A 22,060-nucleotide genomic window follows, 5' to 3' on the forward strand; every position below is an offset into this window, starting at 1 on the left:
GGTGTCCGCCTCAACGGGGCATCGGCATCGAGCCGCGCGCCTGCCGAGCGCGGCGAAGTTCCGCGGCGACGGGCGCGGCAGCTGCGGCGGCGTCCTCTGGCACGGGATGGCCCGCCAGCGAATTGAGCAGTTCCTCGTAGGGGCCGACGGCGCGCTGCCAGCTGAAATCGCTGGTCATGGCGTTGCGTTGCATGGCCCGCCACAAGGTGGGATGGCGGCGCAGGTGCATCGCGCGCGACAGCGCGTCGGCCATGGCGTCGGGCGCGTCGCCGTCAAACAGCAGGCCGTTGGCGAACGCCATCGCCGTCAGCGGCGCATCCGCGCCCGGGTCGTTGATCGTGTCGGCCATGCCCCCCACGCGCGACCCGATCGGCACGGTGCCGTAGCGCATGGCGTACAACGGGGTCAAACCGAACGGCTCGAAACGGCTGCCATGCAGCAGGATGTCTCCGCCCGCGTGCAGCCGGTGCGCGCCGGTCTCGTTGTACCCGATGCGGGTTGCGCAGCGTTCGGGGTAGCGCCCCGCCAGCGATGCCAGCGCGCCTTCCAGCCGGCGGTCGCCCTGGCCCAGGATGGCCACCTGCATTTCCGGGTGCGCGTCCAGCGCGCGGGGCAAGGCTTCGGCCGCGACGTCCGCCATCTTCTGCTCGGTCAGCCGGCTGCCCAGGACAACCAGCGTGGCCTGCGGGTCCGGCTGCAGATCGAATTCCCGCTGCAGGACCGTCTTGCACAGCCGCTTGTTGGCGAGGTCGCCGGCGTGATAGCGCAACTGCCCCAGCTGCTGGTCGCGCGACGGGTCCCAGAGCTCGGTATCGATGCCGTTGGGGATCGCCATCAGGTCGGCGGCCCGTTCGCGCAGCAGCCCGTCCAGCCCGCAACCGAACGCGGGGGTCAGGATCTCGCGGGCATACGTGCGGCTGACGGTCGTCACGCGGTCGGCATGGCGAATGCCGGCCTTCATGAAGTTGAGCTTGTCCCAGGCCACCATGGTGTCTTCGCTTCGGCAGGCGGGCGGGATGCCCATCGCGGCGGCGTCCGCCAGCGGGAACTGCCCCTGGAATGCCAGGTTGTGGATGGTCAGCACGCTTTTCACGTCGGCGATGCGGGCCTCGCGCAGCAGCATCGGCGTCAGGGCCGCGTGCCAATCGTGCGCGTGCACCACCGTGGGGCGGGGCAGGCCCGGCAGGCCGCGCGCGATCCGCACCGCTGCATGGCACAGCGCGGCATAGCGCAAGCCGTTGTCGCCGTGTTCGCGGCCGTCATCATCCATATACAGGCCGCTGCGGTTGTAGAGCGCGTCGTTCTCCAGCAGCAGGAAGGGCAGCTCCGACACGGGGCAGACCCCGGCCAGCAGACGCGCATCGCCGCCAGGCAGATCTTCCAGCCAGGCCACTTCGTGCGGTCCGTCCAGACGGCTGGCCACGCCGCGGTAGGCGGGCAGCAGGATGGTTGCGGTCAGGCCGCGTTCGGACAGTGCGCGGGCCATGCCGGTGATGGCGTCCCCAAGCCCGCCAGTCTTGGCCAGGGGGAATGCTTCAGCAGCCACTATGAGTATTGTCGTCGTCGCCATGCTTGTTGCTCCGGGGGGAAGGTCGGAGGGCCGCTGAAAAAGGGGGCCCGATTCCGTAAGGCCATCGATGCGCAAGACGCGTGCCCACGGCCTTGCGTTCAAGAGGTGTTGCGTATTCGGGGACCGTCGGGTGTCGTTGTTGCTGACGTTTGTAAAACTGGGAGCGGCGCAGCATTTCGGGGACGAGGCGGCGGCCGGGCATGGCGATTGCGGCGCGCCGCGTTTCCTGCGGATCATGCAAAGGAGCGTCAACTTGAAAACCGTTTCCGATTTTGTTCTTGCCCGGCTCGGCGAATGGGGGGTGCAACGCGTGTTCGGCTACCCCGGCGACGGGATCAACGGGCTGATCGGCGCGTTCGGCCGAAACGAGGAACTGGAATTCGTCCAGGCGCGCCACGAAGAAGGGGCGGCGTTCATGGCATGTGCCCATGCCAAGTTCACGGGCCAGGTCGGGGTTTGCCTGGCGACGTCCGGCCCCGGGGCCATCCATCTGCTCAACGGCCTGTACGACGCCAAGCTGGACCATCAGCCCGTGGTGGCGATCGTGGGGCAGCAGGCCCGCAGCGCCCTGGGCGGCGACTACCAGCAAGAGGTGGATCTGGTCAGCCTGTTCAAGGACGTGGCGCACGACTTCGTCCATATGGTGACCTCGCCGTTGCAGGCGCGGCATATGGTGGACCGCGCCATGCGCATCGCCATGGAGCGGCGCGGCGTGACGTGCCTGATCTTTCCCAACGACGTGCAGGACCTGGAGGCGGTCGAAACGCCGCCCCGCGAGCACGGGACGGTGCATACTGGCATCGGCCTGACCTCGCACGCGGCCGTGCCGCCGGACGCGGCGCTGGAAAACGCCGCCGCCATCCTGAACCGGGGGGAGCGCGTCGCGATGCTGGTGGGCGCGGGCGCGCTGGACGCCGGCGCCGACGTGCAGGCCGTGGCGCAGCGCCTGGGGGCAGGCGTGGCCAAAGCGCTGCTGGGCAAGGCGGTCGTGCCGGATGAATTGCCTTACGTGACGGGCGCCATCGGCCTTTTGGGCACGCAACCCAGCTGGGAAATGATGAACGAGTGCGACACCTTGCTGATGGTGGGCACCTCGTTTCCCTATGCCGAATTCCTGCCCAAGGAAGGGCAGGCCCGGGCCGTGCAGATCGACGTGGACGGCCGCAAGCTCAGCCTGCGCTATCCGGTCGAGGCCGGGCTGGTCGGTGATGCGCGCCTGACCTTGCAGGCCTTGCTGCCCCGGCTGGAGGAAAAAAAGTCCGACCGTTGGCGCAAGGGGATCGAAAAGCGCGTGGCCCGCTGGCGCGAGACGGTCGTGGACCGCGCGATGGTGCAGGCCAACGGCATCAATCCCCAGCGGCCGTTCGTTGAGCTGTCCCGCCGTTTGCCGCCGCAATGCATCGTCACCTGCGATTCCGGCTCGGCCGCCAACTGGTACGCGCGCGACGTGCAGTTGCGCGACGGCATGATGGGATCGGTATCGGGCGGCCTGGCCAGCATGGGCTGCGGCGTGCCCTACGCGCTGGCGGCCAAGCTGGCGCATCCGGGCCGTCCGGTCGTCGCGCTGGTGGGCGATGGCGCCATGCAGATGCTGGGCATCAATGAACTGATCACGATCGCCCATCGCTGGAAGGGCTGGGCCAACCCCACGCTGGTCGTGCTGGTGCTGAACAACGGCGATTTGAACCTGGTGACCTGGGAGCAACGCGTCATGGGCGGCGATCCGCGCTTTGGCGACTCGCAGTGGCTGCCGCCGTTCTCCTACGCCGAATATGGCCGCATGCTGGGGCTGGAGGGAATACGCGTGACCGAACCGGACGACGTCGGTCCCGCCTGGGACCGTGCGCTGTCCGCCGCACGGCCGGTCGTGCTGGAAATGGTTACGGACCCGGAAGTGCCGCCGATGCCGCCGCATATCTCGGTCAAGCAGTTCGGCGCCTACCTGGCGGCGCTGCGCAAGGAGGACGCCGCCACCGGCGCCGCGGCGCTGCGCGCAACGATCAAGCAATGGTGGGCAAGCTAGGGCCGCGTGCGGCACGGCGCTTGCGGAGGAACAGGCTCCTACCACCACAACGCGGGGCGCATGCCCCGGCAAAGGAGATAGACCATGGAAACTCAGACCAACATCGTGGGCGGCCCCAAGAGCAACCCGACCGGCCCGGGTCCGCAGGTCATGGCGGCCGATACGTTGGAAGGTAATGACGTATACAACTCGGCCGGCGAGGAACTGGGATCGATCAAGGACATCATGATCGACGTGCCGCGCGGACGCGTGGCCTATGCGGTCCTGTCGCGCGGCGGCGTGCTGGGCATCGGCGACAAGCTGTTCGCGATCCCCTGGGGCGCGTTGACGCTGGACACCGACCGCAAGTGCTTCGTGTTGAACGTCGACAAGGAGACCCTGAAGAACGCGCCGGGGTTCGACAAGGACAATTGGCCCAGCATGGCGGACGAGACGTGGGCGAGGAGCCTGCACACCTATTACAAGCAGGACATCTATTGGTAGGCCATCACGGCAGGCCATGATGCCCGGGGCCGCCAGGCTCCGGCGTCACGGAACCGGCCGCGGGTCCGCGATCCGCGCGCCGGTCACCATTTCCGTCACCCAGTTGACCAGGATCGAGGTATAGGCGCGCTGCGCCGTTTTTTCCGTGAGCGCGTGGTCCGCGCCGTCGATGATGCGGTGCGTCAGCGAATGCGACCGGCGAAACGCCGAGCGGTAGCTCATGATGGTGGAGTGGGGAATGAACGTATCGTGTTCGGCCTCGACGATCAGCACGTCGCCCGCGAAATCCGCGCAGGCCTTCAGGGCCCGATTCGACTCCGGCGGGACGTAGCTGTTGCGGTACGCGCGCAGCGTCTCGCGGTTCAACTGGTTCTTGGGCAACAGCCATTCGTCATCCAGATACAGGGCCGGCACGTGTAAGGCCAGCCACCGCACGCGGCGCAGGCTGCTGAGCAGGGCGGCCAGATAGCCGCCATAGCTGCTGCCCACCACCGCCACCGACCCGGAGTCCAGCGACGGGTGCGCGGCCAGGCGGTCGTAGGCCGCCACCACGTCGCGCAGATTGTCTTCCCGGGTGACCTGCAATTGCTGCTCGCGGGTGGCGGCGTGGCCGCGCAGGTCGAACGTCAGGCAGACGCATCCCAGCGCGGCAATCCCCTTGGCGCGGTTCAGGTCGAAGGCCTGGCTGCCGCCCCACCCATGGATGAAGAGCACGCCGGGCACTTTGTCTTCCGGCGTCAGGAATGTGCCGTCAAGGGTCTGGCCGTCGACCGATAGCGCGATGGGATCGCTATGCGCCGCCATCGGTGTCCTCCAACACGCCGCCGGACTTGCTGATGTGGCCGACGGCGGAATCCTCCCCATGGAAGACCAGATGCTGCGGGATCGGTCGGGGCGCATCCGGGCCGTAGCGTTCACGGGTAGCGGCGCGCACCGACGCCATCGCCGGCGACAGGGCGAATGCCTGCATGGCGGCCAGTTCGGCCAGGCTGGCGCCGCCCGCACGCCATGATTGCTCCAGGACGCCGCCCCGTGTTTCGCCCGCCGCGTTGCGGCCGAACGCCACGTCGTAATTGCGCCGCGAGGCGAACAGTTGGGGATACGCGGTCGACACCGCGGCGTCGTAGTGGCAGGCCATGTCCACGGCCTGCCGTTCCCGGGGTTCCAGATCCAATGCCCGAAGGGCGTCAAAGCCGCCCCGCGCCAGCCGCAATTCCGATCCGCCGTATACCGGCACGCCCGTATTGTCCGGCGTCAGCGACTGGGTGCCGACGTACGAGATTTCCATCTTGCCTACGCGCGCCCAACCGACGCTGTAGGTCGTGACGTCTTCCAGGTCTTCCTCGAGCACCAGGCCGAGCCTGCGCATGGCCGTGGCCGATTGGTCCGCCAGCGCCGTGCGCAATTCGGCCGCGTTGCGCACGACGACTTGACCACGCCCGGCGGTGGCATCCGCGGGCTTGATGCGCAGCCGTCCGCGCTTGAGCAACAGCAGGCCGGCGGCCTCGGCGTCCTGGGGGGTGAAGGCCGTGTATCCGGTCAGGACCACGTCGCGCAAGGTGTCGCCCAGGCTTGCCACCCACGCTTTCGGTGCCTTGGCATGGGGGCCGGCCAGCCCATGGGTAATGGACTTGCCCGCCACAAAGGAATGCGGGGCGACGCCCCCGTACAGGTCCGCTGCCCGGGTGATGCCCAGTCGCGCGGCGCGGACCACGCCGATCAGCGTGCGGTCGGGCACGTAATAAGGGGGCGGTTCGTCCCGATGGCGGCTCGGCCGGTAATCCGGCTTGAACCGGCGCCCCAGCAACGCGGCCAGGCGAGCGGCCATGGCTTCCTGGGACGCGATCTCGTGTTCAGACGCGTTGGCCCGGCGAGGGTAGGCGACGACCAGGTCGGACTCAGGCGGGTGCGGGATTTTTCTCATGTCGGCGATGGCAGCAAGCGGCGTGCCCGGGCAGGCGCCGGCGCCTAGGAAGACGCTTTTTCATGCCCGGTCAACGCGGCCGGCGTCTGGCGCTTGCGCCATGCGATGCGCGCTTCCACGATCGGGAAGGCGGCCAGCGCCAGGCACAGCGGGGCCAGGGCGTAGCAGGCGCGGTAGGCCAAGGCGGCGCCCAGCACCTCGGAGTACGGCAATTTCGGCGCCAGCACGGCCACGAAAATCGCCTCCGTGGTGCCCAGGCCGCCGGGCACGCGCGTCAGCACGGCGGCAAAGCTCGAGCACAGCAAAATGCCCAGCACCACCGGGTAGGGGGCTTTGCCCTGCAGCAGCACATAGGCCACGGCCCCCATGAGCATCCACGACAGGCCGGCGAACAGGCACTGCAGCGCCGCCATGCGCGCCCGCGGCAACGTGATGCGCTGGCCGAACCAGGTGGCGGACCGCCGGCGCGCGCGGGCGCATGCCCACACATAGCCGACGCCTGCGGCCAGCATGGCCGCGCCGATCAGCCGGAGGACGCCGCTGCCGACATCCCAACCTTGCGGCACCGGCAATGCGCCGCTGACGAACACCGCGCCCGCCACCCACGCGTAGCCGATCCAGTTCGAGGCCGCCGAAAACAGGGCGACGCGCGTCGCCACCGCCTTGCGGCAACCCAGCCGCGCGTACAGGCGCAGGCGTGTACCCAGGCCGCCGAGCAGCACGCCCAGGTTCAGGTTCAAGGCGTAGCTAAGCACCGCCACGCCCACCACGGTCGGCCACGGCAACTTGTGGCCCGTGTAGCGGCGCCCCAACAGATCCAGCGTGGCATAGCTCAGATAGCCCAGCGCGACCAAACCGCCCGCCATGAAGATGGCATCGTGGGGAATGCGGCGCATGGCCTGCCACACCTCGGGCCAATCCACGGAGCGGCCGAAATAGAACAGCAGACCCGCCACCGCGGCCAGTATCAGCCAGGGCAGCACCTTCTTGATGCGCGGCCAGCGATGGCGCAGCGAGCGCATGAGCGTCGTGCGGAACACCCTCATGCCGCCTCGCCTTCGCCTGGCGGGGCGGGCTTGATGGTCTGCAGCTTGGGCTTGTGGGCCGGCAGTGAACCCGCCCAGGCCGGAAAGCGCCGCAGGAAGTGGAATACCACCACGCCTACCCAGAAGCGCCGCAACGCCCGGGTGGGCTTCGGGCTCCTGGGGACCGGCTTGCAGTCCTGCGCGATCAGGCGCTCCAGGCTTTCGCGCAACGCGCCGTTCAGCGACGCGTCGCGCGCCACCACGTTGGCCTCCAGGTTCAAGGCCAGGCTCAGCGGATCCAGGTTGCTGGAGCCCACGGTGCACCAGTCGTCATCCATGCAGGCCACCTTGCCGTGCAGCGGCCGCTTGCAATACTCGAAGATCTCGACGCCCGCGCTCATCAGGTGGTCATAGAGCATCGTGGCGGCAAGGCGGGCCACCAGCATGTCGGGTTCGCCCTGCAGCAGCAGGCGCACGCGGACGCCCCGGCGCGCGGCGTTGGCCAGGTCTCGCAGCAGTCGATAGCCGGGGAAGAAATAGGCGTTGGCGATCAGCACGTCGCGCTTGGCGGCGCGCAGGCCGGCGCGGTAATAGCGCTCGATGTCGGTCGTGTGGCCCAGGTTGTCGCGCACCACCAGGCGCCCGCCGCCGTCGCCGTCGGGCATTGATGCCGCAGGCGGCCGCCGCCACCGGCGCGGCGGGCGCCGCTGCAAGGCCGCGCGGGCGTAGTCGGCAATGTCGGCCGCCAACGGCCCGTCCACCTGCACGGCGTAATCCTGCTTGGCTTCGGGGCCGAAATCCGGCAGATGGTCCGCCGAGAAATTGATGCCGCCCACCAGGGCGCACCGGCCGTCCACCGCGACGATCTTGCGGTGCATGCGGCGGAACACGTTGGTCCGGATGCCCAGCAGCCTTGGGCGCGGGTCGAAAATATGGACGCGCACGCCGCTTTCGGTCATGGCGCCGATGAACTCGGGCGTCAATTCGTCCGATCCGTAGCCGTCCACCAGCAGGTCCACACTGACGCCGCGCCCGGCGGCGGCAATCAGCGTCTGCTGCAATGCCTGCCCGACCTTGTCGTCGAACAGGATGAAGGTCTCGACCAGCACTTCGTGCTGGGCCGAGTCGATGGCGCGCCGCACCGCGGGGAAATAGACCTCGCCATTCTCCAGCAGCGTGTAGCGGTTGCCCTCCCGCCAACCCAGATCAACGGCCGTCATAGCGCGATCTCCGCGGAAATCGGCACATGATCCGACAGGCGCGACCAGACGCGGGAGGCCAGGGGGACGGGACGCCAGTCGCGCACGCTGCGCACATAGATTCTGTCCAGCCGCAGCAAGGGCCAGCGGGCCGGGAAGGTGCGGGCAGGGCGGCCAAGACGGGTGGTGAACACTTCCTGCGTGCCGCAGCCGGCCATCAACCTGTCCGCATTCAAGCGCCAATCGTTGAAGTCGCCCGCGATCAGCAGCGGTTCGCCCGCCGGCACGTCGCGGCTGACCAGCTCGCATAGTCCATTCAATTGCTGGCCCCGATGGCGTTCCAGCAAGCCCAGGTGCACGCAGATCGCATGGACGGGCGCGCTGTCCGGCACCCGCAGCACACAATGGAGCAAGCCGCGGCCTTCGTGCCCATCCACGCTGACGTCATGGTTTTCGTACCGCTCGATGGGGTAGCGCGACAGGATCGCATTGCCATGATGGCCGGCCGGATAGACGGCGTTGCGGCCATAGGCGAAGTCCGTCCACAGCGAGTCGGCCAGGAATTCATACTGCGACAACGCCGGCCAGGCTGCCGGGTGGCGTTCGGCATGCGCCTGATGCTCGCCCAGCACTTCCTGCAGGAACACCACGTCGGGAGCGGCGGTCCGCAGGGCTGCGCGCAGGTCGTGCAGCATGAAGCGCCGGTTGAAGCTGGTGAATCCTTTATGGGTGTTGACGGTCAGCACCGTCAACCTCCGGGAGGCATCGTGGTTCGGGGCGGGCATGGACTCTCCGGGATGGGAAACCCCCAGCCAGGCGCAATTAGCGTGCCCGGGCCGGCTCGGCGCCGGCGTCAGCAGGGGAAATCGCCGGCCACGCCCTGGCCGCGGGCCGGCTGGTGCGGAAAAACCGGTACGCCTGGCAGATTTTCCCGACGCCGGGGAGGAGGGGGTCTGGGCTTGCCGCAAGCCTGGCATGCCGCTGTTGCCGGCGGCTTGGGAGAAGCAGGGCTTCAGACGCCGCAGCCGCGATCTTGCAGGGGGCGAATGACAATCGGTAATAAAAAGCATTATCATGCCGCTTCGCATTGATTCTGCCCCATGTCATCTTCCCGGTCCCGTCCACACGGCTTTCTTGCCTATTACGAAGAACTGCTCGCCGTCTGGACCCGCAAGCTGGGTTGCCGCGACGCCGCGCAGGACTTGACCCATGACGCCTTCGTGAAGTGCCTGGAGGCCGGTTCCGCCCACGTCGAACAGCCGCGCGCCTACCTGCATCAGGCGGCGCGCAATACGGCCGTCGACAGCTTCCGCCGCGAAGGCGGGCAAGAGTGGGTGACGCTTGATACCATAGCGACCCATCCCAGCGAGCTGGGCGATCCCGTGGCCGAGGCGCGCACGCAGCAATTGGGGCAGGCGCTGGAGACGGCGCTGGCCGAATTGCCGCTCAAATGCCGCCAGGTCTTCATCTGGCAACGGCTGGAGGGCCTGACGCAGGCCGAGATCGCCGAGCGCATGGGCCTGAGCAAAAACATGGTCGAAAAATACATGATCCGTACCGCCTTGCACCTGCGCGACCGCTTGGGGGCTTATGCGCCCAGCTAGCGACGCGCCGCGGGTCGAGGCAGCCAAATGGTTCGCCCGCACGCGGTCCGGCGAACTGGATGCCGCCGGGCAGGCCGAGCTGCAGGCCTGGCTGGCCGCCGATCCGCGCCATGCCTACGAATACCGCGTGCTCGAATCCATCTGGCAGGCCGCGGCCGTCGTGCCTGCCGACCGCTTGCGGGCGCTGGCCCAGCCGCGCCGGCGCGCATCGTCGTCCGGACGGCGCCAGGTGCTGGCGTTGAGCCTGACTGCGCTGGCAGTCGGCGCGGGCGTCCTGTTCTGGCAGCGGTATCAGCCCGCCGCGGTGCAGACGGCGGAGTACCGGACAGCGCCGGGTGAGCGCCGCGTGGTGGCGCTGCCCGACGGGTCCAGCGCGGAATTGAACAGCCGCACTCATTTGAAAGTGCGGTTCGACGCGGGGACAAGACAGGTCGAACTGGTAGAAGGCGAAGCGCTGTTCGCCGTCGACAAGGACGCCGGCCGCCCGTTCGTGGTGGACGCCGGGCTGGGCACGGCCACCGTTACGGGCACGCGGTTCGACGTTCGGCGCGACGGGGACGAAGTGCGGGTGATGGTCGAATCCGGGTCGGTGCGGGTGGCTGGGCGGCAGGATGAGGCCGGCCATGCCGTGTCGGTGACGCCCGGACTCGGCGCCCGGATCGGCGCCCAGGGCAAGGTCGAGCCGCCGCAAACGGCGCCTGTGGCGTCGGCGCTGGCCTGGCGCGCGGGGCAGATCGTCTTCAGCGACACCGACCTGGCCAGCGCGGTGCGCGAGGTGTCGCGCTATCGCGCGCAAACGATCGTGCTGGCCGACGGCAAGGGCTTGGCGGACCTGCGCCTGACCAGCGTCTTCCGTATCGACGACACCGACGCCTTCCTGACGGCGCTGCCGCACATCCTGCCGGTGACGGTGCGCACGCTGCCCGACGGACGGGCCGAGATCGCGGGCCGGTGAGCCCGCGACGGTGGCCCGGCAAAAATATTTCGGGCCGGCATTCAGGTTTTTTTCCGTTTTTGCGTCTTCTCTCTTATTGCGGGGCTATGCCGGCCAAGGGGGCCGGAGACCGCCCCACTCAGGAGAGGATGAAGTGGATCGCAATAAGAACAAGCGCGCGCGGCCGGTGGCTTGCCGGATCAGGGCCGTCAGCGCGGCAGTGTTGATCGCATTGGGGGCGCCTGCCGCCTGGGCGGCGTCGCCGCCGGTCGCCATCGACATCCCCGCCCAGCCGTTGGACGGCGCGCTCAAGCGGTTGGCGCAGCAGCATGGCTTGCAGATTTTCTATACGCCGCAGGCCGTGGCGGGCATGCAGGCGCAGGCGGTGTCGGGCACGATGACGCCCGAACAGGCGCTGGACGCCTTGCTGCGCGACACCCCGCTGCGCGCCCGCCGAGAAGGCAGCGCCATCATTCTTGAGCCGGCCAGCGCGGCCGCGCCGACGGTGTTGGCGCCGATCGAGGTCAGCGCCTCGCGCATGGCCAGCAACCTGGTCAGCCCGGTGCAGCAGACCATCGTGCTGGAGCGCGACAACCTGCAAGAACTGCGCACAGGCTCCGACAGCCTGGCCACCGTCCTGTCCAAGGTCGTGCCCGGCATGGCGGACTCCAGCCGCACCATCACCGATTACGGCCAGACCCTGCGCGGCCGCGGCATCCTGGTGCTGGTGGACGGCATACCGCTGAATACCAACCGCGACTCGTCGCGCAACCTGGCCAACATCGATCCGGCCATCATCGAACGCGTCGAAGTGCTGCGGGGCAGCAGCTCGATCTATGGCGCGGGCGCGACGGGCGGGATCGTGTCAATCACGACGCGCCCGGCCGGGGGCGAACCCGTGTCCGAGACCACGTTGACCGCCGTCTCTCCGCTGAGCCGCCTGCGGGCCGACGGCCTGGGCGGCCAGCTGCAGCAGCATTTTGCCGGCAGCCAGGGCAAGCTCGATTACGCGCTGGACCTGGGCGCGCGGCACAACGGCGCGTCGTACGACGCGCAGGGCCGCCGGATCGCCTCCGAGCCCAGCCAGGGCGACCTGTTCGATTCCAACATCTACAGCGTGGGCGGCAAACTGGGGCTGCGCATCGACGATGACCAGCGGGTGCAACTGTCGGCCAGCTACTACAACGCCGATCAGGACAGCAATTACGGCTCAGACCCTTCAGTGGGCCGCTTGCCGCCGGGCACCGCGCGCGCCTTGCCGCTGGGCGGGCTGGAACTGGCCGACCAGAACCAGATCCGCAATACGCTGGTGAACCTGGAATACCAGCACCAGAACCTGTGGGGCAGCAAGCTGTCGGCCCAGGTCTATTACCGCGACTACTACACGCGTTTCACGCCGTTCGACGCCCGCGCCGTGGTCACCCGGGGCGGCAACGTGGACCAGGCCATGCAGAATTCGAAGGTGCTGGGCAGCCGCCTGACGATCGACACGCCATTGGGCGCCTCCGACAAGACCCGCTTGCTATGGGGCGTGGACTTCAACCAGGAACGCAGCGACATGCCGATCGATATCTTCGACCCGGCCGCGTTCGACAGCAGTGGCGGCCGCGTATTCCGCAAGACGGGCACGCTGACCTACATGCCGGAGTTGACCACGCGCAGCACCGGCATCTTCGGCCAGCTGGAACACCGCTTCAACGACCAGTGGTCGGGGCAGGGCGGCGTGCGCTACGAATATTCGTCGGCCCGTTTCAATGATTTCGTGCCGCTGTCGCAGTCGCGGGTGCCGTCGCCCGTCACGGTGCAGGGCGGCACCGTGAATTACGACGCCTTGCTGTTCAACCTGGGCTTGAGCTATGAGCCCGTGCGCGGCCAGGAGTTCTACACGTCGTTCAGCCAGGGTTTCCAATTGCCCGACATCGGCGTGCAGATGCGCAATGCGCGGCCGGGCTTCGACATCGGCTCGTCGGAACTGGAGCCCGTCAAGACCAACAACTACGAGCTGGGCTGGCGCGGCGCCGTGGGCAACAACACCACGGCGTCGGTGGCGGTGTTCTACACCACGTCGAAACTGGGCGACGTGCAGAGCTTCAACAACGGCCTCATCCTGACCCGCACCAAGGAACGCGTGTACGGCGTGGAAGCCGCTGCGGATTACCTGACCGACGACGAAATCTGGGGCGCGGGCGGCACGTTCACCTGGATGAAGGGTCAGGAGCAGCCCGATGGCGGCGAATGGCGCAACATGACGGGATACCGCATTCCGCCAGTGAAGTTGACGGGTTACGTGCAGTACCGGCCGAACGAGCGCTGGAGTAACCGCATCCAGGCCAACTACTACGCCAGCAAGGACTATCGGCTGGACGGCGTGGCCAGCTTCGGGCGGCGCGAGGTCAACAGCTATTTCACGGTGGACGTCATGAGCCGATACCAGTTCACCAAGAAGGACACGGTGACGGTCGGCATCGAAAACCTGTTCAACCGCGAGTACTACCCGCTATATAGCCAGTTGATGCGCAGCGGCACGAATACCAGCCGCCTGCCCGCGGCCGGCACCGTGTTGACGCTGACGTACCAGCACCGCTGGTAAGCGTAAGGGGCCGGGGCGGCGTGCGCGGCAAGGGCGAGACCGAAGACGCAGGTATAAAAAACGGATTCTGAATCTGCAAAAACCGTGTTGTGTTGCGTTTTGCGCAGGGTCACAATCGAAGTCCATTCAAGGAGAACCTGCATCATGACGATTGCACCTCAGCCTTTGGACGCCCGCGTCGTCCAGGCCTTGGCCGGCATCACCACAGCCACGCTGACCACCGTGCTGCTCAAGAAGGGGCTGCGCAACGTATGGCTGCGCGGCGCGCGGCCGTTGGCGCCGGGCGCCAAGCGGATCGTGGGGCGCGCGTTTACGCTGCGCTTCGTGCCGGCCCGCGAGGACCTGGCCACGCCGGCCTCGTGGGCGTCGCCCATTTCCACGCGGGCGGCGATTGAAGACATGCCAGAAGGCTGCATTGCCGTGGTGGACGCGATGGGCGTGACGGATGCCGGCATCTTCGGCGACATCCTGTGCGCCCGGATGCAAAAGCGCGGCGTGGCCGCACTGGTGACGGACGGTGTAGTCCGCGATCTGGAGGGCGTCGAGGGCACCGGCCTGCCGGTGTGGTGCAGCGGCGCGGCTGCGCCGCCATCGGTTGCCGGCCTGACCTTCGTGGGCTGGCAGGAACCGGTCGGCTGCGGCGGCGTCGCGGTGTTTCCGAATGACGTGATCGTGCTGGACCGCGACGGCGCGGTGCTGATTCCGGCGGCCTTGCTGGACGAGGTCGTCGAGATCGCCATCGAGCAGGAGCGCCTGGAAGGCTGGATCATGCAGCAGGTGGAAGCGGGCGAGAAGCTGCCCGGACTGTATCCGCCCAACCAGGAAAACCAGGCCAAGTACCAAGCCTGGCGCGCCAAACAGGGCTAGGGGACCTGTGGGCAGGCTGAGGTGACCGGCCTGCTGGAGGCCCCGGGTGGCGGCTGCGCAAGCGCCACGCCCCGGGGCCAGGTGCGGGGTCAGTAGGATTTGCCGCCGCGGATATTGCCCGCGACGCCGCCCGCCACGCCGCCGATGGCGGCTCCCGTCCATGCGCTGCCGCCCGCGATGGCGGCAATACCTGCGCCCGCGGCAGCGCCGATGGCGGCACCGGACACGGTGCCTTGCTGCTTGGGCGTCATGTTCGTGCAGGCCGCAAGCGTCCCTATCGCGACACTGATGACAATCGATCGAATGAGCTTCATGACGGTTCCTTCAAGGCTTGCGCTTCGCGCCGGGGACGACGATCTCGAACCACAAGGTCTCGATCACGGGGCGGTCCAGCTTGGTGGGGTTCGCGGCATACCAGCTGTCCAGCCCTTCGCGCACCGAATCGAGTGTATGGGATTGCAGGCCGGTCATGAATCTGGGCACCAGCGTCTGGGTGTCGTTGAGCTTGCGCCGTTCCTGGTAGGCGCGTTCGACTTGCAGAAGGTTGGCGATTCCCAGCAGGTAGGCTTTCTTATGGCTGGCATCGGATTCCGTCCATTGCTTCCCGGTGATGATGGGGGCTGGATCGGCGGTTTGGGCCACGCCAGGCGTGGTGAACAGCAGGGACAGCGCAAGGGCTGCCGGGCCTAACAGGTGTTTCACTTTCATCGCAACGCTCCTCGCGGGCTTAAAAGATAAAAAACGACCTTTCGACGCCGTCCATGGCGCGGACCGGTGGGCCCGGGCCAGAAACGGGTCTGCTCAATTTATGCCCGAAAGAAGGCATTCGCAAGCAGAATGCGTGGACCGGCTTGCCCTGGGGCGCGAGTAGAATTCCGGCATGGCGCCGGAATCCGCCGGCGCGCTGGATGGGGCGCATGCGCACCGGTCTTTCCTGTCGACTCCTCCGCATTGCCTCGGCCGCCGATTTCGGGCGGCTATTGCTGCTGCTGTTGCTGGTGGCGCGGGCCTGGGTGCCGGTCGGCTATATGCCGGACGCCGACGCGCTGCGCCAGGGCCGGCTGGCCCTGGGATTCTGCGCGGCGGGCGGCGGGTCGTTGTCGGCGCTGCGCCTGCTGACCGCGCAGCCGGATCCCCACGACGGCCATCATGGCCATGGCGCGCCCGACGAGTCCGGCGGGGCTGGGCAGGAATGCCCATTCGGGCTATGCGCTCATCAAGTGCTGGATGTGCCGCCGATGCTGGCGGCGGCGCCCGTGCTGCTGCGCTGGCTGGCGCAGATGCCGCTCCAGGCCGACAGCCCGCGGCCGCCCATGCCGGCCGCCGGGCCGCCGGTGGGGCCACGCGCGCCACCCTCCGTCTTCGAATGACCGCAATTGGCGTGCGCGCGCTGCGCGCATGAATGCCGCCCGGGCAGGGCGGCGTCGTTCGTATTCGAGGACCCCATGTCCACCCAAACCCTGGATTCCCCCGCGGCGCCTGCGCGCGAGCGGGCCGCGGGGCGCAGCGCCTGGCTGGCGCTGATCACCCGCCTGCATTTCTATATCGGGCTGTTCGTCGGCCCCTTCATCCTGGTGGCGGCGGTCACCGGCACGTTGTTCGTGCTGACCCCGCAGATCGAAAACCTGCTTTACGCCGATCAGCTGCGCACCGCATCGACCGGCCCCGCGCAGCCATTGGCCAGTCAGGTCCAGGCGGCCCAAGCCCGCATCGGCGCCGGGCCGCGGCTGTTCGCCGTGCGTCCGGCGCCCGGTCCGGGCGACACCACGCGCGTGATGTTCACGTACGCGGGCCTGGGCGATTCGGAAAGCCGGGCCTTGTTCGTGGACCCCGTCACGCTGGACATCAAGGGCGACATGATCGTCTACGGCACCAGCGGCACGTTGCCGTTCCGCACGGCGCTGGACTATCTGCACCGCAACTTGATGCTGGGCGAACTGGGGCGCAACTACAGCGAACTGGCCGCCTCGTGGATGTGGCTGGCCACGCTGGGCGGGCTGGTCATGTGGCTGGCGGGACGCCGCCGCAATCCGGCGGCAGAGGCGCGCAGCCCGCGGCTGCGCACGCGCCGCCTGCACACGATCTTGGGTTTGTGGCTGGCGGCGGGGCTGTTGTTTTTGTCCGCGACCGGCCTGACCTGGTCGAACTGGGCGGGCGGGCGCGTGGATCAACTGCGGGCGCAACTGGGCTGGATCACGCCATCGGTGTCGCTGAAGCTGCCCGCCGCCGGCATGCCGGCGGGGCAGGGCGAGGGCGAACACGCGCATCATCATGGGGCAATGGCCGGCATGGCCATGACGCCCGCGGCGTCGCCGGCGGGCGATATCGACCGCATCCTGGATGCCGCCCGCGCCGGCGGCATCGACAGCGACCAATTGGAGATCCGCCCGCCGCGCACTGCCGACCAGGCCTGGACGGTGCGCGAAGTGGACCGGTCGTGGCCCACGCAGGTGGACACCATTGCCATCGATCCGACCACCTACGCCATCACCAGCCGTGCGGACTTCGCCACGTTTCCGCTGATCGCCAAGCTGATCCGTTGGGGCGTGGACATGCACATGGGGATCCTGTTCGGCTGGCCCAACCAGTTGCTCATGGCCGCGATTGGCGTGGCCCTTACTACGATGATCGTCCTGGGCTACCGCATGTGGTGGTTGCGCCGTCCGGCGGCGGGTGCATCGGGGCAGACGCTGACGCAGGCGTGGCGCGAATTGTTCTGGCCGGCGCGCATCCTGGCGGCCAGCGTGGCGGTAGCGCTGGGGTGGTGCCTGCCCGTGATGGGCGTCAGCCTGCTGGCGTTCCTGTTGGTGGACGTGCTGCGGACGTGGCGGGCTCAGCCGCCTGCCGCGCTGACGCGCCGCGTATAGCTCGCCAGCACGATGCGCTCGGATTGGGCCAGGTAGTCCTTGAGCGCATCGGCGGCTTTCTGGAATTCGCCGGCTTCGACGAGTTCCAGTATCCGCTTGTTCATTTCGGCGTACGGCGCGTGCAGGAATTCCGGGTCCTGCAGCAGGCCGAAGACCAGGCGCAGCTCGGCCAGCAGCAGCGAAAACATGGCATTCAGCCGTTCGCTGTCGGCCAGTTGCACGATGGCCATGTGGAAGGCCATGTTGGCCGTTCCCACGCCCGGCCAGTCCTGGCTTTGCCGGCAGGCCACCGCGTCATCCACCGCCTGGCGCATGCGCTGGTGCGCGGGATGGTGCGGGTAAGCCTGGGCCAGCGCCTGGCATTCGATCATGCGCCGCACGCGGTAAAGATCGATGATGGACGCCATGCTGGGCACGGCCACCGCCACGCCGCGGTTAGGCGAATGGGTCAGCAAGCCTTCCTTGGTCAGGTTGCGGAACGCTTCGCGCAACGTGTTGCGCGATACATCCATACTTTGCGTCAACGTCGCCTCGGACAGCCGTTGGCCGGGCGCGAATTCGCCGTTGATCAGCCGGCGGCGGATCTGTTCGGTGACTTTGTCGGTCAGGGTCTGGTGCGCGGTGGGATCAGTCATAGGCGGAAAAGTGGCGCAGGCGAATAGGCTGCTTGCTGCCGAGTGTATCTGAGCGCCCGCCAGATTGCCCCTCATAGTGAGCAATTTTGTGCTGACTTGGGGCAAGTACTGATAGGCAATTTCCTTTTATCTGATCTACTATTCATAAAAAAGTGTAGAACAATCATGTAACGTACGTTCTACACTCTGGACCTGACAGCAAATGGCGAACAAGCAATGGCCACGATAGATCTGAACAGCGACCTGGGCGAAAGCCTGGGGGCCTGGAACATGGGCGACGACGCCGCAATGCTGGCGCTGGTCTCCAGCGCCAACGTGGCCTGCGGCTTCCATGCCGGCGACCCGGCCGGCATCCTGGCCACGCTGAAAAACGCGGCCGCCAACGGCGTCGCGGTGGGTGCGCACGTGTCCTACCCGGACCTGACGGGTTTCGGCCGGCGCAACATGGACGTGGCCAGCGCCGACCTGATTGCCGACGTGATCTATCAGATCGGCGCGCTCAAGGGCCTGGCAGCTGCCGCGGGTACGCAGGTCAGCTACGTCAAGCCGCACGGCGCGCTGTACAACACCATCGCGCATGACGCGCGCCAGGGCAACGACGTCATCACCGCCATCCTTGAGATCGATCCGGCGCTGGCGCTGGTCTGCCTGGCCGGTTCGCCCCTGCTGACGCTGGCTCGGGAGCGCGGCTTGCGCGTCGTGTCCGAGGCGTTCGCCGACCGGGCCTATACCCCGCAAGGCGCCTTGGTCTCGCGTCGCGAAAAAGGCGCCGTGCTGCATGATGCGCAAGCGGTGGCCGAGCGTATGGTGCGCCTGGTCGAGGAAGGCGTGGTCCAAGCCATCGACGGCTCGCTGACCCGGGTGCAGGCGGATTCCCTCTGCGTGCACGGCGACAGCCCGGGCGCGGTGGACATGGCGCGCGAAGTGCGCCGCCGCCTGGAGCAGTCTGGCGTTACCATTCGCTCGTTTGCCGGCGCCGCCACGTAACGCCACCTTGCCCCATCGACGTTGAACCCCCGGGAATTTCCCGCCTAGGAGAACACGTGCGCTTTCTGCCCGTGAATACCGATGCCCTGCTCGTTGAACTGGACGATCTGGAGCAGACGCTGGCGCTGTTTGATGCGCTGCAGGCCCGGCCGATCGCCGGCGTGACCGAACTGGTGCCGGCTGCGCGTACCGTGCTGGTGGTGTTCCGCCCGGACTGCGTGACGCGCGAGGCATTGATCGCCGATATCGGCGCCCGCGACACGTCGGGTCGCGTTGCGCGGGACGGCACGCTGATCGAAATTCCCGTGCATTACAACGGCGAAGACCTGGGCGAAGTCGCCACGCTGCTCGGCATCTCGCCTGAAGAAGTGGTGCGCCGCCACACCGGCAGCACCTATAGCGTCGCGTTCACCGGCTTTGCCCCGGGCTTTGCGTACCTGAGCGGCGGCGATCCCACCCTGGACGTGCCGCGCCGCAAGACGCCTCGCACCCGCATCCCGGCGGGCGCCGTGGCGCTGGCCGGCACATTCAGCGGCGTTTATCCGCAAGCCAGCCCCGGCGGTTGGCAGATCCTTGGCGTGACGCCGACCCCCATGTGGGACCTGTCCCGCGACACGCCGGCTTTGCTCCAGCCGGGCTATCGCGTCCGCTTCATCGACGCCGGCCCCGCGGCTGCCGCCGCGGCGTCGCCGACTGCCGCCACCGGCACGGATCCCGCCGCGTCCCGCCGGGCTGGCACCGCCACGCCTTCGCTGGAAGTCGTGGCGCCCGGCCTGCAAGCGCTTTTCCAGGACCTGGGCCGCCCCGGCCAGGCCCGCCAGGGCGTGGCCGCCTCCGGCGCCATGGACCGCGGCGCGCTGCGCGCCGCCAACCGGCTGGTCGGCAACCCGCCCGGCCAGGCCTGCATCGAAATCGTCTACGGCGGCTTCCAGGTCCGCGCGCATGGCGCCTGCGTGGCGGCCGTGACCGGCGCGCGGGGCGACCTGACGCTGCGCGATGCCAAAGGATCCAGCTGGACCGTTCCTGGCCACGAGGCCATCGCCTTGAACGACGGCGACACGCTCACGCTCGGGCAGCCGGTAGCGGGCATCCGTTATTACCTGGCGGTGCGCGGCGGCTTCGATGTGGAACCCGTGCTGGGCAGCCGTTCGACCGATACGCTGGCGCGCGTCGGCCCTGAGCCGCTTGCCGCCGGCGACCGCATCGGCATCCTGCCGGCCGGGCAGGGCGCCATCGTCGGCGCGCCGGAATTGCCGGCGGCGGACCTGCCCGTGCAGGACGTCGAGGTCGTGCTGGACGTCGTGCTGGGGCCGCGTACCGATTGGTGCGATGCCGATGCCGTGGCGTTGCTTGCCAGCCAGGCCTGGACCGTCACCCCGCAGTCCAATCGTGTCGGCATCCGCTTGAACGGCGACCGGCCGCTGCAGCGCGCCAACCATGCCGAACTGCCCAGCGAGGGCACCCGCAAGGGGTCGATCCAGGTGCCGGCCAGTGGCCAGCCGGTGCTGTTCCTGGCCGACCACCCGCTAACGGGCGGCTACCCGGTGATCGGCTCGGTCGCGCCCTGGCACCTGGACCGCGCGGCGCAGATCCCCATCGGCGCGCGCGTGCGCTTGAACCCTGTTTCCGACTTTGTCCCGGTTGATGTCCCCGCCGCGCAAGTCACAACGCAATAATCAGAATATGCCAGCCATGAAGAAAGTCCTTATCGCCAACCGTGGCGAAATCGCGGTGCGCATCATCCGCGCTTGCGCCGACTACGGCGTGAAGTCCGTCGCGGTCTACGCCGACGCCGATTTCGACGCGCTGCACACGCGCATGGCCGACGAGGCATTCGGCTTGGAGGGCGACCGCCCGGCCGATACCTACCTCAATATCGACAAGCTGTTGGCCGTTGCCCGCCGCAGCGGTGCCGACGCCGTGCATCCGGGCTACGGATTCCTGTCCGAAAGCGCCGGCTTCGCGCGCGCCGTGATCGACGCCGGCCTGACCTGGATCGGCCCGTCGCCGGAAACCATCGAACGCCTGGGCGACAAAGTGCAGGCCCGCAAAATCGCCATGGAAGTCGGCGCGCCGCTGGTGGCGGGCACGCCCGGTCCGGTCGGCGGCGCCGAAGAAGTGCTGGCCTTCGCGCATGAACATGGCTTGCCGATTGCCATCAAGGCCGCGTTTGGCGGGGGCGGGCGTGGCCTGAAGGTCGTCTGGCGCATGGAAGACGTGGCCGACCTGTACGAATCCGCCGTGCGCGAAGCCGTGACGGCGTTCGGCCGCGGCGAATGCTATGTCGAACAATTCCTGGACCACCCGCGCCACGTCGAGGCGCAGGTGCTGGCCGACAAGCACGGCAAGGTGGTGGTGCTGGGTACGCGCGATTGCTCGCTGCAGCGCCGCAACCAGAAACTGGTGGAAGAGGCGCCCGCGCCGTTCCTGAGCGACGCGCAGCGCCAGCGCATCCACGCGTCGGCGCGCGACATCTGCGCGCATGCCGGCTACGTGGGCGCCGGCACGGTCGAATTCCTGCTGAGCGCATCGGGTTCCATTTCGTTCCTGGAGGTCAATACCCGCCTGCAGGTGGAGCACCCCGTCACCGAAGAGACCTGCGGCCTGGATCTCGTGGTCGAGCAACTGCGCATCGCCGATGGCCTGCCGCTAGCTATCGACTCGGCCCCCGCGCCGCGCGGCCATGCCATCGAATTCCGCATCAATGCCGAAGACGTGGGCCGCGGCTTCCTGCCGTCGCCGGGCCTCATCGCGACGTTCGCCGCCCCGTCCGGCCCAGGCGTGCGCGTGGACAGCGGCGTGGAATCCGGTTCGACCATTCCGGGCACGTTCGATTCGTTGCTGGCCAAGCTGATCGTCACCGGCGCCACGCGTGAACAGGCGATTGCGCGCGCCCGCCGCGCGCTGGCCGAATTCCGCATCGAAGGCGTGGCCTCGGTGCTGCCGTTCCACCGCGCGGTGCTGGACCATGCCGATTTCATCGGCGATGGCGCAGGCTTCAAGGTGCACACCCGCTGGATCGAAACCGACTTCGCCAACGACCTGGAAGCCGCCGTGCGGCCGGCCCCGCTGGGCGCCGTGAACCTTCACCGCACCGCCGTGGAAATCGACGGCCGGCGTGTGTCCCTGGGGCTGCCGGCCGAACTGCTGCGCGGCCTGCAATCCGCAGGCGCGGCGGCCGGGGGCGAGGCAACTGCCGCCCCGGCGCAAGCCAGCGCGCAAAGCGTGGCCGCACCGATTGCGGGCACTATCCAGTCGTGGAACGCCGAAGACGGCGCGACGGTCAAGCAAGGCGAACTGATCGCCACGATGGAAGCCATGAAGATGGAAATGCAGGTGCTCGCGCACCGGG

The 22,060-nt window shown here is 68.1% G+C and carries 20 protein-coding genes; 11 read left to right on the forward strand and 9 right to left on the reverse strand.

Going from position 1 to position 22,060, the window contains the following annotated elements; all coding sequences use genetic code 11:
• Positions 1 to 10: 10 nt before the first annotated feature.
• Positions 11 to 1,570, reverse strand: coding sequence for a glycogen synthase GlgA (gene glgA, locus ACO6D5_RS11455; RefSeq protein ID WP_485825451.1), 1,560 nt, complete (start codon positions 1,568 to 1,570; stop codon positions 11 to 13).
• A 253-nt stretch (positions 1,571 to 1,823) separates the two neighbouring features.
• Here glgA and ACO6D5_RS11460 point away from each other — a divergent pair, with 253 nt between their 5' ends.
• Positions 1,824 to 3,593 carry a thiamine pyrophosphate-requiring protein gene (locus ACO6D5_RS11460; RefSeq protein ID WP_485825452.1) on the forward strand — a complete coding sequence of 590 codons (1,770 nt, stop codon included), beginning with the start codon at positions 1,824 to 1,826 and terminating at the stop codon, positions 3,591 to 3,593.
• 84 nt (positions 3,594 to 3,677) lie between these two features.
• Positions 3,678 to 4,076 (forward strand): PRC-barrel domain-containing protein, encoded by a 399-nt coding sequence (locus ACO6D5_RS11465; protein WP_006225852.1) that lies wholly within the window; start codon positions 3,678 to 3,680, stop codon positions 4,074 to 4,076.
• Between the two features lie 45 nt (positions 4,077 to 4,121).
• Here the strand turns inward: ACO6D5_RS11465 and ACO6D5_RS11470 are convergent, their stop codons facing one another.
• Genes ACO6D5_RS11470 through ACO6D5_RS11490 form a run of 5 tightly spaced genes read right to left on the reverse strand, consistent with a single transcriptional unit; the run spans position 4,122 to position 9,009 of the window.
• Positions 4,122 to 4,880 carry an alpha/beta hydrolase family protein gene (locus tag ACO6D5_RS11470; RefSeq protein ID WP_315846933.1) on the reverse strand — a complete coding sequence of 253 codons (759 nt, stop codon included), beginning with the start codon at positions 4,878 to 4,880 and terminating at the stop codon, positions 4,122 to 4,124.
• Positions 4,867 to 6,000: a DUF3182 family protein gene (locus tag ACO6D5_RS11475; RefSeq protein WP_485825453.1), complete on the reverse strand. Its 1,134-nt coding sequence runs from the start codon at positions 5,998 to 6,000 to the stop codon at positions 4,867 to 4,869. The genes ACO6D5_RS11470 and ACO6D5_RS11475 overlap by 14 nt, the downstream gene beginning before the upstream one ends.
• 44 nt (positions 6,001 to 6,044) lie before the next feature.
• The gene (locus tag ACO6D5_RS11480; protein WP_485825454.1) at positions 6,045 to 7,046 is read right to left on the reverse strand and encodes a lysylphosphatidylglycerol synthase domain-containing protein; all 1,002 of its coding nucleotides are present in this window, start codon (positions 7,044 to 7,046) and stop codon (positions 6,045 to 6,047) included.
• Positions 7,043 to 8,245: a cardiolipin synthase ClsB gene (gene clsB / locus ACO6D5_RS11485; protein ID WP_485825455.1), complete on the reverse strand. Its 1,203-nt coding sequence runs from the start codon at positions 8,243 to 8,245 to the stop codon at positions 7,043 to 7,045. The genes ACO6D5_RS11480 and clsB overlap by 4 nt, the downstream gene beginning before the upstream one ends.
• Complete coding sequence (locus ACO6D5_RS11490) at positions 8,242 to 9,009, reverse strand: endonuclease/exonuclease/phosphatase family protein (RefSeq protein WP_485825456.1); 768 nt, start codon at positions 9,007 to 9,009, stop codon at positions 8,242 to 8,244. Before ACO6D5_RS11490 ends, clsB begins: the two co-directional genes overlap by 4 nt.
• A 315-nt stretch (positions 9,010 to 9,324) precedes the next feature.
• Between ACO6D5_RS11490 and ACO6D5_RS11495 the strand changes: the two genes are divergently transcribed.
• The 4 genes from ACO6D5_RS11495 (at position 9,325) to ACO6D5_RS11510 (ending at position 14,219) form a co-directional block, all read left to right on the forward strand.
• On the forward strand, positions 9,325 to 9,828 hold the full coding sequence (locus ACO6D5_RS11495; protein ID WP_485825457.1) for an RNA polymerase sigma factor: 504 nt from the start codon (positions 9,325 to 9,327) through the stop codon (positions 9,826 to 9,828).
• Positions 9,815 to 10,783 carry a FecR family protein gene (locus tag ACO6D5_RS11500; protein WP_485825458.1) on the forward strand — a complete coding sequence of 323 codons (969 nt, stop codon included), beginning with the start codon at positions 9,815 to 9,817 and terminating at the stop codon, positions 10,781 to 10,783. The genes ACO6D5_RS11495 and ACO6D5_RS11500 overlap by 14 nt, the downstream gene beginning before the upstream one ends.
• 133 nt (positions 10,784 to 10,916) lie before the next feature.
• Entirely contained in the window at positions 10,917 to 13,352 is a 2,436-nt protein-coding gene (locus ACO6D5_RS11505; protein ID WP_485825459.1) for a TonB-dependent receptor, read from the forward strand.
• A 144-nt stretch (positions 13,353 to 13,496) separates the two neighbouring features.
• Entirely contained in the window at positions 13,497 to 14,219 is a 723-nt protein-coding gene (locus ACO6D5_RS11510) for a ribonuclease activity regulator RraA (protein WP_315847436.1), read from the forward strand.
• Between the two features lie 89 nt (positions 14,220 to 14,308).
• Here the strand turns inward: ACO6D5_RS11510 and ACO6D5_RS11515 are convergent, their stop codons facing one another.
• Entirely contained in the window at positions 14,309 to 14,533 is a 225-nt protein-coding gene (locus tag ACO6D5_RS11515) for a hypothetical protein (protein ID WP_485825460.1), read from the reverse strand.
• 10 nt (positions 14,534 to 14,543) lie between these two features.
• Positions 14,544 to 14,927 (reverse strand): hypothetical protein, encoded by a 384-nt coding sequence (locus tag ACO6D5_RS11520; RefSeq protein ID WP_315847434.1) that lies wholly within the window; start codon positions 14,925 to 14,927, stop codon positions 14,544 to 14,546.
• Positions 14,928 to 15,136: 209 nt separating this feature from the next.
• Between ACO6D5_RS11520 and ACO6D5_RS11525 the strand changes: the two genes are divergently transcribed.
• Together ACO6D5_RS11525 and ACO6D5_RS11530 are read left to right on the forward strand one after the other, a co-directional pair.
• Complete coding sequence (locus ACO6D5_RS11525) at positions 15,137 to 15,589, forward strand: DUF2946 family protein (protein WP_485825461.1); 453 nt, start codon at positions 15,137 to 15,139, stop codon at positions 15,587 to 15,589.
• Between the two features lie 75 nt (positions 15,590 to 15,664).
• Positions 15,665 to 17,086 (forward strand): PepSY-associated TM helix domain-containing protein, encoded by a 1,422-nt coding sequence (locus tag ACO6D5_RS11530; RefSeq protein ID WP_485825462.1) that lies wholly within the window; start codon positions 15,665 to 15,667, stop codon positions 17,084 to 17,086.
• Here the strand turns inward: ACO6D5_RS11530 and ACO6D5_RS11535 are convergent.
• On the reverse strand, positions 17,053 to 17,721 hold the full coding sequence (locus ACO6D5_RS11535) for a GntR family transcriptional regulator (protein ID WP_315847431.1): 669 nt from the start codon (positions 17,719 to 17,721) through the stop codon (positions 17,053 to 17,055). The two genes, ACO6D5_RS11530 and ACO6D5_RS11535, sit on opposite strands and share 34 nt — an antisense overlap.
• A gap of 216 nt (positions 17,722 to 17,937) precedes the next feature.
• Between ACO6D5_RS11535 and ACO6D5_RS11540 the strand changes: the two genes are divergently transcribed.
• The 3 genes from ACO6D5_RS11540 to ACO6D5_RS11550 form a co-directional block, all read left to right on the forward strand.
• The gene (locus ACO6D5_RS11540) at positions 17,938 to 18,708 is read left to right on the forward strand and encodes a LamB/YcsF family protein (RefSeq protein ID WP_485825463.1); all 771 of its coding nucleotides are present in this window, start codon (positions 17,938 to 17,940) and stop codon (positions 18,706 to 18,708) included.
• 56 nt (positions 18,709 to 18,764) lie between these two features.
• Positions 18,765 to 20,384 carry a 5-oxoprolinase subunit B/C family protein gene (locus ACO6D5_RS11545; RefSeq protein WP_485825464.1) on the forward strand — a complete coding sequence of 540 codons (1,620 nt, stop codon included), beginning with the start codon at positions 18,765 to 18,767 and terminating at the stop codon, positions 20,382 to 20,384.
• A gap of 16 nt (positions 20,385 to 20,400) precedes the next feature.
• Positions 20,401 to 22,060 (forward strand): acetyl/propionyl/methylcrotonyl-CoA carboxylase subunit alpha (locus ACO6D5_RS11550; protein ID WP_485825465.1); only part of this gene is annotated, 1,660 nt, incomplete at its 3' end.

The sequence above is a fragment of the Achromobacter sp. genome, assembly GCF_057314935.1.